Source organism: Acidovorax sp. FW305-C-20-28, assembly GCF_058783375.1.
Window position 1 is genome coordinate 88,304 of sequence record NZ_JBYSYM010000013.1, and the last position, 13,182, is coordinate 101,485.

Annotated in this window: 10 protein-coding genes; 4 read left to right on the forward strand and 6 right to left on the reverse strand. The window is 69.1% G+C overall.

What is annotated here, in order from left to right:
• Positions 1–5: 5 nt before the first annotated feature.
• The 5 genes from AC3WOH_RS16360 to AC3WOH_RS16380 are packed head-to-tail and all read right to left on the reverse strand — an operon-like array spanning position 6 to position 5,503.
• Complete coding sequence (locus AC3WOH_RS16360) at positions 6–470, reverse strand: SixA phosphatase family protein (RefSeq protein WP_492230364.1); 465 nt, start codon at positions 468–470, stop codon at positions 6–8.
• Positions 470–2,671: a polyphosphate kinase 1 gene (gene ppk1 / locus AC3WOH_RS16365; RefSeq protein ID WP_492230365.1), complete on the reverse strand. Its 2,202-nt coding sequence runs from the start codon at positions 2,669–2,671 to the stop codon at positions 470–472. Before ppk1 ends, AC3WOH_RS16360 begins: the two co-directional genes overlap by 1 nt.
• Before the next feature lie 38 nt (positions 2,672–2,709).
• Positions 2,710–3,801 carry a glycosyltransferase family 4 protein gene (locus AC3WOH_RS16370; protein WP_492230366.1) on the reverse strand — a complete coding sequence of 364 codons (1,092 nt, stop codon included), beginning with the start codon at positions 3,799–3,801 and terminating at the stop codon, positions 2,710–2,712.
• Positions 3,798–4,676 (reverse strand): UDP-2,3-diacylglucosamine diphosphatase, encoded by an 879-nt coding sequence (locus AC3WOH_RS16375; protein WP_492230367.1) that lies wholly within the window; start codon positions 4,674–4,676, stop codon positions 3,798–3,800. Before AC3WOH_RS16375 ends, AC3WOH_RS16370 begins: the two co-directional genes overlap by 4 nt.
• Positions 4,676–5,503: a GNAT family N-acetyltransferase gene (locus AC3WOH_RS16380; RefSeq protein WP_492230368.1), complete on the reverse strand. Its 828-nt coding sequence runs from the start codon at positions 5,501–5,503 to the stop codon at positions 4,676–4,678. Before AC3WOH_RS16380 ends, AC3WOH_RS16375 begins: the two co-directional genes overlap by 1 nt.
• A gap of 286 nt (positions 5,504–5,789) precedes the next feature.
• Between AC3WOH_RS16380 and AC3WOH_RS16385 the strand changes: the two genes are divergently transcribed.
• Positions 5,790–8,018: an EAL domain-containing protein gene (locus tag AC3WOH_RS16385; protein WP_492230369.1), complete on the forward strand. Its 2,229-nt coding sequence runs from the start codon at positions 5,790–5,792 to the stop codon at positions 8,016–8,018.
• A 28-nt stretch (positions 8,019–8,046) separates the two neighbouring features.
• On the opposite strand, the gene AC3WOH_RS16390 is transcribed toward AC3WOH_RS16385, so the two are convergent.
• Positions 8,047–10,677 (reverse strand): sensor domain-containing diguanylate cyclase, encoded by a 2,631-nt coding sequence (locus AC3WOH_RS16390; RefSeq protein ID WP_492230370.1) that lies wholly within the window; start codon positions 10,675–10,677, stop codon positions 8,047–8,049.
• A 172-nt stretch (positions 10,678–10,849) separates the two neighbouring features.
• Between AC3WOH_RS16390 and azu the strand changes: the two genes are divergently transcribed.
• From azu to AC3WOH_RS16405, 3 genes are read left to right on the forward strand one after another with little or no spacing between them, the layout of a single operon-like run.
• Positions 10,850–11,308 carry an azurin gene (gene azu / locus AC3WOH_RS16395; RefSeq protein WP_492230371.1) on the forward strand — a complete coding sequence of 153 codons (459 nt, stop codon included), beginning with the start codon at positions 10,850–10,852 and terminating at the stop codon, positions 11,306–11,308.
• Positions 11,309–11,352: 44 nt separating this feature from the next.
• Positions 11,353–11,622 carry a hypothetical protein gene (locus tag AC3WOH_RS16400; protein WP_492230372.1) on the forward strand — a complete coding sequence of 90 codons (270 nt, stop codon included), beginning with the start codon at positions 11,353–11,355 and terminating at the stop codon, positions 11,620–11,622.
• A complete protein-coding gene (locus AC3WOH_RS16405; RefSeq protein WP_492230373.1) occupies positions 11,622–13,016 on the forward strand; it encodes a 3-deoxy-D-arabino-heptulosonate 7-phosphate synthase in 1,395 nt (464 codons plus the stop codon). Before AC3WOH_RS16400 ends, AC3WOH_RS16405 begins: the two co-directional genes overlap by 1 nt.
• Positions 13,017–13,182: the final 166 nt, after the last annotated feature.

Sequence of the window (13,182 nt, forward strand, 5' to 3'; positions counted from 1 at the left end):
CCAGGTCAGACGAACTCGGGCGACTGCACGGCCATCAGCACCGTCTGGCTTGCGTCCATGCGCTGGCGCTGGCGCAGCCACCACACGGCGCCCTTGCGCACCGCGCACTCGGGCGCCTGCATGCCCAGCAACTGCGCAATGGTCTGGCCCAGCACGGGCTGGTGGCCGATGATCAGCACGGCGCCACGCGCGCGCGGCCACTGGGCCAGCTCCAGCAGATCCTCGGTGGTGCCACCGGGCAGCAACTCGGCACGCATCTTGAACTTGCGGCCCAGTGCATCGGCCGTCTGTTCGGTGCGCCGTGCCGGGCTGGCCAGCACGCGCAGGCCCTCGGGCAACTGGCGGTCCAGCCAGGCGGCCATGCGTGCCGCCTGCTTTTCGCCGCGCGGCGTGAGCGCACGGGTCAGGTCGTCCGAGCCGTCCTCGGCTTCTTCGGCCTCGGCATGGCGCCACAGGATCAAATCCATCATCACGTTCCTTGCTGCTGCTCCACGCGCGCCACAGGCGCGGGCGGTCCATAGCGCACCATGAGCGCCGCCTGTGCGCCCTGCCCGTCTTCGGGATGGGGGGCCCGGGCGTAGGTGCCATCGGGGCCCAGTGTCCACGCGTCACGGTCATCGTGCAGGTAGGCCACCAGGCACTCGTCCACGATCTGGCGGCGCAGGCGCGGCTCGGTCACGGGCCAGGCCAGTTCCACGCGGCGCATCATGTTGCGGTTCATCCAGTCGGCGCTGGACAGGTACAGGTCTTCCTCGGCGCCGGCGCGGAAATAGAACACGCGCGTGTGCTCCAGAAAGCGCCCGATCACCGAGCGCACGCGGATGTTGTCGGTCACGCCCGGCACCTGGGCCGCGAGCATGCAGGCACCGCGCACGATCAGGTCGATGCGCGCGCCGCGCTGGCCGGCCAGGATCAGGGCGCGCATCAGCGCCTCGTCGGTCAGCGCGTTCATCTTGGCGACGATGCGCGCATCCTCGCCCCGGCTGGCTGCCAGGCCCACCTGCTCGATCTTCTCGATCATGCGCCGCTGCAGGTGGAAGGGCGCGAGCAGCAGCTTGCGCAGCTTGGGTGGCCGGTTCTGGCTGGCCAGGTGGTTGAACACGCCGTCCATGTCGGCGGTCGTGTCCTCATCGGCCGTGAGGTAGCTCAGGTCGGTGTACAGGCGCGCCGTGCGCGGGTTGTAGTTGCCGGTCGAGAGGTGTCCGTAACGGCGCAGCTGGCGCCCCTCGCGGCGTGTCACCAGCAGCATCTTGGCATGGGTCTTGAGCCCCACCACGCCATACACCACCTGGGCGCCGATGGATTCGAGCGCCTCGGCCCAGTTGATGTTGGCCTCTTCGTCGAAGCGCGCCTTGAGCTCCACCACGGCCATGACCTCCTTGCCGCGGCGCACAGCCTCGGTCAGCAGGTCCATGAGCGCGGAGTCGGCGCCCGTGCGGTAGATGGTCTGCTTGATGACCAGCACCTGCGGGTCGTTCACCGCCTCGCGCAAAAAGGCCAGCAGCCCGTCGAAGCTCTCGAACGGCTGGTGCATGAGCACGTCGCGCTTGTTCAGCTGCTCCATGATCGAAACCCCGGGCACCAGCTGGCGCGGCCAGGCCGAGCGCCAGGCCGGGAACAGCAGCGCGGGGTCGTTCACCAGGTCCACCAGCTGCGTCAGGCGCACCAGGTTCACCGGGCCGTGCACACGGTACAGCGCCGGCTCGGGCAGGTCGAACTGTTCGAGCAGGAAGCGCGAGAGGAACTGCGAGCAGCCGGCCGAGACCTCCAGCCGCACGGCCTGCCCGTAATGGCGGTGCTGCAGGCCCTGGCGCAGCGCCGTGCGCAGGTTGCGCACATCCTCCTCGTCGAGCGCCAGGTCGGAGTGGCGCGTGACACGGAACTGCGAGAACTCCGTGACCTCGCGCCCCGGGAACAGGTCGGCCAGGTGCGCGCGGATGATGCTCGACAGGCTCACGAACAGCGACTCGCCCTTGGCGGCCAGGCGCGGCGGCATGCGCACCAGGCGCGGCAGCGCACGCGGCACCTTGACGATGGCCACCTCGTTCTTGCGGCCGAAGGCATCGTGCCCATGCAGGCGCACGATGAAGTTGAGCGACTTGTTGGCCACCTGCGGAAACGGGTGGGCCGGGTCGAGCCCCACGGGGATCAGCAGCGGGCGCACCTCGCGCATGAAATACTCGTGCACCCAGGCCCGCTGCGCCGCCGAGCGCTCGCCGTGCGAGACGATGCGGATGCCATGCCGCGCGAACTCGGGCACCAGCGAGTCGTTGTACAGCGAGTACTGGCGCGCCACCAGGTCATGGGCCTTGGACGACAGGGCCACGAAGGAGGCCTCGGTATAGACCCCCTTGCCCTCGCCGCTCTTGGCGGCGGTCAGGTGGGCGGCGGCACGCACCTCGAAGAACTCGTCGAGGTTGGAGGACACGATGCACAGGTAGCGCAGGCGCTCCAGCAGGGGCACGTCGGTGCGCACGGCCCAGTCGAAGACGCGCTCGTTGAAGCCCAGGATGCTGTGGTCCCGGTCCAGGAACATGGGCGCCCCGGGCATGGCCACCGGTACCACGGCCGCAGGCTCGGCCCCCGCCACAGCGGCGCTGGCGGCTTCCTGGCGGTCATCGGGGCTGTCACATGGCGAAATCACAGGCGTTCTGGAGAAAAAGGAAGGCATGGGCACTCGAAAGCCGCGGAGGCGGGTGCCTGCAGTATTTAACGGCCAGATGACAGTGATGTGACAGTTTTTGTGACAGAAACCGCTTCGTCATCTCCGCGCGGGCGCGCCGGAACCAGGAATTGCTGGAACAGTCGGGCCGCATGGGCCCAGGTGAACTCCAGCGCCCGGTTGCGTGCCTCGTGGCGCGGCACGGCCAGCGCGTTCTGGGCGGCGGTCATCAGGTCCGCGTGCAGCACCCCGCCGCGCGCCTGGCCACCCGCGTGGGCGCCCAGCACCTCCATGGGGCCGTCCTCGAAGTAGGCGGCCACGGGCGTGCCGCAGGCCATGGCTTCCAGCATCACCAGGCCGAAGGTCTCGGAGCGGCTGGGAAAGACGAACACGTCGGCCGCCGCGTACACCCCCGCCAGGGTGGCCCGGTCCAGGATGCCCAGCCAGCGCGCCTGGGGGTAGCGGGCCTTGAGCCGCTCCTCCAGCGGCCCCACGCCGCAGATCACCTTGCTGCCGGGCATGTCCAGTTGCAGGAAGGCTTCGATGTTCTTCTCGTACGAGACGCGCCCCACGTACAGGGCCACCGGGTGGGCGAGGGCCCCCACGAGCGGATGCGGCGTGGTCTCGCCCCGGTAGCTGAAGGCCGCCGTGTCGACCCCGTGCGTCCACTGCCGCAGGTTGCGGAAACCGCGCCGCTCCAGCATCTTGAGCACGCCCACCGTGGGCACCATCACGCCCGACGAGGGGCGGTGGAAATGGCGGAACAGCGCATAGCCCAGGCCCAGCGGAAGGTGCATTGCCGCCTGCAGGATCTCGGGAAAGCGGGTGTGGAAGGCCGTGGTGAAGGCCAGCTTCCTGCGCAGGCAGTAGCTGCGACCGGCCCAGCCGATGGGGCCCTCGGTCGCCAGGTGGATGGCATCGGGCTGGAGTTCGTCGAGCATGCGCTCTATTTCACGCCCGGGACGGACGGCCAGGTCGATCCCCGGGTAGCCCGGGCAGGGGCGCGTCTTGAACAGGCCGGGCTGGATCACCTGCACCTGGTGCCCCGCGCTCTCCATGTGGCGCACCAGCTCCACCAGGGTGGTGACCACGCCATTGATCTGCGGGGCCCAGGCATCGGACAACAGGGCGATTTTCATGCGGTCACCTCGCTGCTACGGGTTGGTGTGCTCGTCTGGTGCCCCGGCACGGTATGCCACTGCACCAGCTCCAGGCGGCCATCCATGTGCTCGACCAGCGCGGTGTGGCTCTCCACCCAGTCGCCGTCGTTGCAGTAGAGGGTGCCGTCGATTTCGCGCATCTCGGCGCGGTGGATGTGGCCACAGACCACGCCATCGTGGCCGCGCCGGCGTGCCTCGGCGGCCACGGCCACCTCGAAGTCGGTCACGTAGTTGAGCGCCGTCTTCACCTTGCCCTTGAGGTAGGCCGAGAGCGACCAGTACGGCAGGCCCATGCGCGCGCGCAAGGTGTTCAGGTGCCGGTTGAGCTTGAGCGTGAACTCGTAGAGGTTGTCGCCCACATAGGCGAGCCACTTGGCGCACTGGATCACGCCATCGAAGTAGTCGCCATGCGTCACCCACAGGGTGCGGCCATCGGCCGTCTTGTGCACTGCGTCCTCCACCACCTCGATGCCACCGAAGGAGTGGCCGACAAAGGCGCGCGCGAACTCGTCGTGGTTGCCGGGCACAAAGACCACACGGCAGCCCTTGCGCGCACGGCGCAGCAGTTTCTGCACCACATCGTTGTGGGCCTGGGGCCAGAACCAGCGGCGGCGCAGTTGCCAGCCGTCCACGATGTCGCCCACCAGGTACAGGTGCTCGCTCGGGTGGTGCTTCAAGAAGTCGAGCAGGCCCTCGGCCTGGCAGCCGGGCGTGCCCAGGTGCAGGTCGGAGATGAACACCGCGCGCAGTTGGCGGTGGCCGGGGGGATGTGCGTCGTCGGCGTCGGCGGCAGTGTCCTGCCCACCTGCCATGTGCGCAGTCCAGTCGCCGAGCGCGTCGAACGCGGCGCGCATCAGGCCCCCAGAAAGTGCTTGCGGTAACGGGGGTGCAGGTCTGCCAGGCGCATCAGCATGGGCAGGTCTGCGGTGTTGAAGTCCGGATCCCAGGCCGGGGCCCCGAGCACCCGCGCACCCAGGCGCAGGTAGCCCTTGATGAGGGCCGGCGGCTCCACGAAGACCGAGCCGTCAAGGCGTTCGACGGGCAGCGGCAGGCGCGGCAGCACGTGGTATTCGATGGGGGCCAGGTGCGTCTGGCGCACCTGGTTCCAGATGCTGGCGGCCGCGTCGCCGCTGATCACGCCGTTGTGCAGCATGGGAATGCTGGCGCAGCCGATCATGGTATCGAGCTGGTTGCGCACCATGAAGTCCGCCAGGGCACTCCACAGCGCCATGATCACGCCGCCATGGCGGTGCTCGGGGTGCACGCAGCTGCGGCCCAGCTCCACCATGCGCGGGCGCAGCGTGCGCAGGCGGGTCAGGTCGAATTCGGTGTCGCTGTAGGTGCTGCCCACGCGGCGCGCCTGGGCGGGGGTCAGGACCCGGTAGGTGCCAATCACCTGCTGGGTGGCTGCATCCCGCACCAGCAGGTGCTCGCAGTAGTCGTCGAACAGGTCCACGTCGTGGCCGGGAACGGGGGTCGTCAATCGAGCGCCCATCTCCCCGGCAAACACATCGAACCGGAGCTTTTGTGCCTGGCGCACCTCGTCGGTGTGGCGCGCCCAGGCGACTTCGACCCCACCCCGCGCCATGGCGCCCGCCGCCGCGGATTCAGGGCGCTGGATGGCAGCGCCGGGGGCGGTGAGGGGAGACAGCGGCAAAATCGGGTTGGGCAAATCGCTCATGGATCAACTCCTTGGTACAGGGCGGCCCCATGGCCGCTGGTGCCCCGGATCACCGGGTGGTGTGCTTCGATGCGCTGGAGTTTGGAAGCCGCAGGTGACGCCTGCATGTCCAATGGATGTCAGTGCCGTGACAGACCAAGGCAAGGGCTCCGCCGGAGTGCGAAAAGACGCCGGTGCGGGCCTGGACAGGCCCCGGTTACCAGGCGGTTACCGCTGTAAGCTTGGGCTGCTACACTTTGGTACATTTTTCTGGGGCATTGCGCCTCTCCCTCCGGGTCCGGCCGCCATGTCCTTGCTGTCCATTGCCCCAGAACGCCTGCCGTCTGGGGAGTCTTCCGACGCGTCTTTGGAGCGCACGCTGCGCGAGCAGCAGATGCTGCTGGAGAGCGCGGGCGTGGGCATCGTGTTCATTCGCCAGCGCGTGGTGGTGCGCTGCAACCAGCGCTATGCGGAAATCTTCGGCTACGAGTCGGCGCAGCGCCTGGCAGGCCTGAGCAGCGAGGCCTTCTACCCTGACCGCGAGGCCTTCCGCACCCTCGGGCGCGAAGCCTACCCGGTGCTCGCCAGCGGGCAGGCCTACCGTGTCGAACGCCAGATGCGCCGGCGCAACGGGCGGCTTTTCTGGGGCAGCCTCACGGGGCGGCTGATCAACCCGCGCGACACGAGCGAGGGCTCGATCTGGATCCTCGACGACATCGACGAACAGAAACAGGCCCAGGCCCTGCTGAGTGCCGCCGTGCGCGAAAAGCAGGTGCTGTTCGACCAGGCCATGGTGGGCATCGTGTTCCTGCGCGACCGGCACCTGACACGCTGCAACCGCCATTTCGAGCACATGCTGGGCTATGGCCCGGGCGAGCTGGCGGGCAGCCCCTCGCGCCGCTGGTACGCCAGCGACGAGGACTGGGAGGACGTGGGCCACCGCTGCTATCCCGTGCTCGCGGCTGGCCAGTCCTACGAAGGCGAGGTGGTCATGTGCCGCAGAGACGGCACACCGCTCACCTGCGAGGTGCGCGCCAAGTTCATCGACCCGGACGACCCCGACCAGGGCTCGATCTGGATCACCATGGACATCTCGGAGCGCAAGCAGGCCCAGGCGGCCCTGGCGCGCGTGCACGAGCAGCTCGAACAGCAGGTCGAGGACCGCACGCGCGAGCTGCGCGACACGGTGGACAACCTGCACCGCGAGATCAGCGACCGCAAGGCCGACCAGGACCGCATCTACTGGCTGGCCCACTACGACCCGCTCACGGGACTGCCCAACCGCGCCCTGCTGTCCGAGCGTGCCCAGGAAGCCATCCGCGTGGCGCAGGAGGGCAATACGCCGCTGGCGCTGATCTTCCTGGACCTGGACCATTTCAAGCACGTCAACGACTCGCTGGGCCACCGCGTGGGCGACGCCCTGCTGGTGGAGATCGCCAAGCGCCTGCGTGCTGTGGTGCGCGACAAGGACACGGTCTCGCGCCTGGGCGGCGACGAGTTCATCCTGCTGCTGCCGGGCGCCAATGCCCACGGGGCGGCCCGCGTGGCCGGCAAGCTGCAGGAGGCCTCGCGCCAGCACTACCAGATCGACCACCACGAGCTGACCATGGCGCCGTCCATGGGCGTGGCCCTGTTCCCGCAGGACGGTGCCGACTTCGATACGCTGACCCAGTCCGCCGACGTGGCCATGTACCGCGCCAAGCTCGACGGGCGCAACACTTTCCGCTTCTTCACCCCCGAGATGCAGGCCCAGTCGGTGCGCGCGCTGCAGGTGGAGAACGCGCTGCGCCGGGCACTGGAGCGCGGCCAGCTGTACCTGCACTACCAGCCCCAGATCCACCTGGCCACGGGCCAGGTGCACAGTGTGGAGGCCTTGCTGCGCTGGGACCACCCGCAGATGGGCAGCATCTCGCCCACCGAGTTCATCCCGATCGCCGAGGACAGCGGCCAGATCCTGCAGATCGGCGAATGGGTGCTGCGCACTGCGCTCACGCAACTCAAGGACTGGCACGCCAACGGTTTTCCGGGGCTGACCATGGCGGTCAACCTCTCGGCGATCCAGTTCCGCCAGCCCCAGCTGCCCGAGCTGGTGAGCCGCATCCTGACCATCTTCGAGCTGCCGCCCGACTGCCTGGAGCTGGAGCTGACCGAGGGCGTGGCCGTGGACGACCCGCATTCGGCCGTGGAGACCATGGACAGCCTGCACTCGCGCGGGGTGCGCATGTCCATGGACGACTTCGGCACCGGCTACTCCTCGCTGAGCCAGCTCAAGCGCTTCCAGATCTTCAAGCTCAAGATCGACCAGTCCTTCGTGCGCGACCTGGGCGAGGATGGCAACGACCGCGCCATCGTGAGCGCCATCATCCGCATGGCCCAGGCCCTGGGCATGCGCACCACGGCCGAGGGCGTGGAGACACCGGAGCAACTGGCCTTTCTGCGCGAGCAGGGCTGCGACGAGGCCCAGGGCTACCTGTTCAGCCGGCCGCTGCCGGCCGATGAGCTGGAGCTTTTCTTGCGCCAGTACCTGCCCTCGTAGCACCGACCGAAGGCCTCGCGCCAGGGCTTCAGGACAGCGCTTGCACCGCCGGAGCCAGCTGCACGCGGTGTTTGCCCGAGCGCTTGGCCTGCAGCATGGCCTCATCCGCCTCGGCCAGCAGTTCCTGCGCGTCCAGCCGGCCCTGCGACAGGGCGACACCAATGCTCATGCCGACCCGCACGGTCGCACCGGAGCCCGGCAACTGCACGGACTGGCAGGCGGCCTGCATCAGGCGATCAAGCACGGCACGCCATTCGTCGCCGGCTACCGGGGTGAGGACCAGCACGAACTCATCGCCCCCGAGGCGCGCCGCCGTGTCCGAGGCACGGATGCTGCCTGAGATGCGCCGGGCCAGCTCCACCAGGAGTTGGTCGCCCGCATCGTGCCCGAACTGATCGTTCACGGCCTTGAATCCATCCAGGTCGGCAAAGCACACCGCGACCCCGTGGCCGGCCCGCTGTGCAGCTGCCAGGGCCTGGCGCAGGCGGTCCACGAGCAGCAGCCGGTTGGGCAGCTGGGTCAGTGCATCGTGGAAGGCCACGTGGGTGATCTGCGCGTGTGCCCGTTTGGCCGCAGAAATGTCCACCGCCATCCAGAAGGTCTCGCTGTCCGACAGGCGCACGCCGCTGAGGTCCACCCAGATAGCTTCGCCGTTCTTGTGCTGCAGGCGCACATCGGTGCGGAAGTTCAGCCCCTGGCCCAAGCGCAGAGCAGCGGACTCCTCCACATGGCGGTAGTCCTCGCCGCGCGCATACAGGGAGCGCACGTCGGCCCCTTCGAGCTCACCCGGCCCATAGCCCAGCATGCGCTCCATCGCGGTGTTCTTCCAGATGACGGTGCGGCTGGCGAGCTTGACCATGCCCACCAGGTCGCTGTTGAGCATGGCCGACTGGTCGTGCAGCAGGCTGCGCACCTGCTGCAGCGCCTCGTGCTGCGCGGTCACGTCGACCGCGACGGTGCGGCTCATCAGGAAGTCGCCGCGCCCATCGCGCACGGCCGTGGCATTGATGCGCACGACGCGGCGCGGTGCACCCGGTGGCGCGAGTTCGATCTCGATCTCCGGCGCGCGCTCCTGCAGGGTGAGCTCGATGAAATGGTCATGAAAACGCCGCCGGCTCTCGCCCTGCAGCAGATCGCTGAAGCGGGAGTGGGATTCGACCGCTGCGCTGCCCAGCCACTGCTGCAAGGTGGCGTTGACGTGCACCAGGCAGCCTTCGGCATCGAGCGAGAAATAGCCGCATGGGGCATGGTCGTAAAGGTCGCGCACGCGCGCGGCTGACTCTTCGAGGCTGCGGAGCAGGCGCTTCCTGTCGGTGATGTCGCGGGCCGAGCCGAAGACCAGCAGCTGCCCGTCGACATCGACCGCATGCCAGTGCAGGTCCACATCGATGACATGGCCATCGGCCAGCCGGTGCTGCACCTCCACACGCTGGCGGTCACCGTCGCGGATCCGGCCCAGCCAGGCGTCGATGGCCGCTGCGTCCTGGTTCACGTCCCAACTGGAGACATGGCTGCCCAGCAAGGCCTCGCGCTGCGAACGGTGCATTTGCGCGAACGAATCGCTCATCTCCACCAGGCGCCCCTGGCGGTCGATGATGTGGATGCCATCGCCCGCCACGCGCAACAGGATCTGCGTGCGCCGGCTCTGGGCCTCCAGCGCCCGCACAGCACCCAGTTCACGCCGGCCCACGCGGTAGATCGCAAAGGCGGCGGCGCAGCTGAGCAGCCACATGCAGGCCGCCATCAGCGACAGCATGCGCGCCTGCATGGCCAGGGGCTCGAAGAATTTCTCGTTGTTGAGCCCGGCCAGCACGATGAATGGCCAGCCCTCCACCTCCCGGTACGCCACGGTGCGCTCCAGCCCGTCGATCGGTGACACCGCCGTGAAGACCCCCGCTGAAGGGTGCGCCGCGAGGGACTCGCGCAGCTCCCTGGAGACCTGGGTCGACCCCATCGGGACCTGCGCCGCATTGCCGGGAGAGAGCCAGGCCACGAAGCGCAGATCGCGCATGCGCAGCGTGATGGTGTCCCGGCTGCCCAGGTCGTAGCGCTGGAACAGCTGCGCGAAATGGTCGACCCGGATGGTGGCATACAGCACCCCCGCAAACCGGCCCTCCCGCACCAGGGGGCGGGAAATGGAGACGACCCAATTGCCCGAGACGCGGGACACCACGGGGCTGGCGATGACGGGGCCGTCGGCCGTGGATTCGCGCGCCTGCTGGAAGAAATCGCGGTCCGCCACGTTGGGGATGTTGGCATTGCCAACGAGGTTGCCCCAGCGCACGGCCCCGCTGTCATCGGTCAGGCGAAACCCCTCGGCCCCCGGGAGCAGTCGGTGCCGAGCGGCGAGCAGTTCCTGGACCTCCTGGTCCCGGGATCCGGCACCGAGGCCCGAGCGCTGCAAATCGCTGATCGTCATGCGCAGCACCGCATCGACCAGGCCCAGCTCGGACCCCACGTTGGCACCGCCCATGGCGGCCATGCTGTCCGCCGTGGCGCGGGCACGCTCTTCGTGGTTCTGCCGCGAGGAGGACAGCACCCACAGCACCAGTGCCCCGAGCAGCACGCCCAGCAGCACATTGGCCGTGACCAGCAGCGTGCGCAGCCGGTGGCCGGGCTGGTAGGCGCGCACGGGCAGGGGTGGGGAAATCTCGGCCATGGGCAATGCTAGCTGAAGCCCTGCCCCCGGAACATCCCGCCTTGCCCGGGGGCCGTGGCCTGCAGCGCACCGGCCTTTGATGCACCTCAAGGGCGTTTTGCCAGGGCGGTGGTCCACTCATGGCCATCCCGGAGATGCCCGGCCCCCTATTTACCCCCTGGAGAAATTCGACATGAACATCACCTTGAGAAACACCGCCGCCGTGCTGCTGACGGCCCTGCTCGCCGGCCCCGCGCTGGCCGCCACCTGCGACGTGGAGATCGAAGGCAATGACGCCATGCAGTTCAACAAGCAGAGCATCACCGTTCCGGCCAGTTGCAAGCAGTTCACCGTGAAGCTCAAGCACGCGGGCAAGCTGCCCAAGACGGCCATGGGCCACAACTGGGTGCTGACCAAGGCAGCCGATGCCCAGGCCGTGACCACGGACGGGATTGCGGCAGGCGCGGACAAGGCCTATGTCAAGGCGGGCGATGCCCGCGTGATCGCCCACACCAAGCTCATCGGCGGCGGCGAGGCCGACAGCGTGGGCTTCGACGTGGCCAAGCTCAAGGCCGGCGAGGCCTATGCCTGGTTCTGCTCCTTCCCGGGCCATTCCAGCCTCATGAAGGGCACGCTGACGCTGGCCAAGTAAGCGGTCAGAATCGGGGCAGAACCCATGAAGGAAAGCCCCGATCCATGAGCATCGTCGTTTACTGGCTGGAAGCACCCGGCACACCTGCCATGCAGACCTTCGACCCCGGCCAGCTGATGCCGGCCCTGCAGTTCTGCGAGGAAAAGCGCAAGGCCGGCAAACGCCATGTGAGCCTGTCCAGCGAGCTCACCGAGAGCGTGGGGCGTGCCGGGGTGAGCACGGTGCAGGCCCGGCTGCTGCCCGATGGCTCGCCCTACGACTGGACCAAGTCCCATCGCGGCGCCGGGCCCGAGCGCAGCGGCGGCCAGGGTTGATGCCTCCTTCAGGGGCCCTGCCCCGGCCGCCCCACCCGCCCCTGCTCACGCAGGTGCTGCGCACGGCCGCACGCCGCTACCGCCTGCCCGCAGAGCCCGGCGCGGGCTCCCAGGCCGGCCCCGCGGCCGCCATGGCCCTGGCCATCGAGCAGGTGCGCCAGGACCTGGCCGGTGCGCGGCGCCCCGGGGACGCCACACGGCAGTCGTTCATCAATGCCCTGGCCCACCTGATCCGGGAGGCCATGCGCGCGGACGACGGGGACGCGGCCTACCAGGCCGCGGTGCTCGCACGCCGGGCACCCACGGTGCAGGAATACCTCGACCTGCAGGCCCATGCCGAGCAGGACCGCCGGCAGCTGCGCGCGGGCGCCAATGCCATTGCCCACCCGGCCAAGCGCCAGCATGTCGCCCCGGGCGCGCTGCGCGAGGCCCTGGAGCGCCTGCACGCCCAGGCGGATTCGTCGCACTGGGCGGCGCTGGGCGGTACGGCACACCAGCTGCAGGCCATGGCGCAGGCGGCTGCCGACATGCCGGCACTGCAGCGCGGCCTGGCCCGGCTGCTGCAAGGGCCCGCGCTGGCGCGCCTGCAGCGCGCGGACGCACTCGAAAGCGACCCGCAGGTGCAGGCCTACCAGCGGCTGCGCGACCGCCAAGGCCCCCGCCCGGGCACAGCAGAAGCCCTGGCCTACGGCGACAGGGCACAGCAGCGCGGTGCGGCCATGGAAGCCCTGGCCACCCAGGCCCTTGACGCCCTGGCGCAGCGGCTCGACCAGGCCGATGGCACCCGCAGTGCCTGGCGCGTGGTGACCTCGATGCGGGTGCCGCCCTCCATCCCCGCCAGCGCCGAGCGCGCCAAGAGCGAGTGGGATGCCGTGCTGCTGCGGCAGGCCCCTGCCGGTGCTGGCCAGCCCCCCGCCTGGGACGTCTGCCTGCTGCTGGAGGCCAAGGCCTCGGTGGATGCGGTGGCGAACGATTTCTCGCGCCTGCAGCGCGGCCTGCGCCTGCTCGGCCATGCCGACCCGGGCACGGACTACGCCTTCCTCTGCCGCGAGGGAGAGGTGCTGCTGCGCGGCGCCTCCCTGGGCCTCCTGGACAGGCCAGACGGCGCACTGGAGGACACCGTGCTCTACTGCACCGATGCCCCAGCCCCGCCAGCGCCCCAGTGGCTGGCCGCCGCGAGCCGCATGCAGTTGCTCGGTGCGCCGCAGAGCCTGGCCTTTGCCACCGCACTGGCCGAGGGCCGGCAGGCCGATGTACAGGACCTTACGCCCGTGTGGCAGGCCCTGCTGGCATCACCGCAGTGGGAGCCCGTGCGGCAGCAGTACCCCACGCTGCGCCGCGTGCACGCGCTGATGGTGCACGTGGACGACCTGGTGCAGGCCGTGCAGGGCTAAGAGACTGAGAAGATTTTGCCCATGCCCGCCTTGCACGCCAAAACACCCCGGCTCGTCGTTGCAAGTGCTCGCCATAGCCCGAGCTATGGCTGCGCTTTGCGCCTAGATCCGGGGCGTTGTGGCACGCCTTTCGGGCACGGTCAAAAAATTCCCAGCCTCTGAGCGG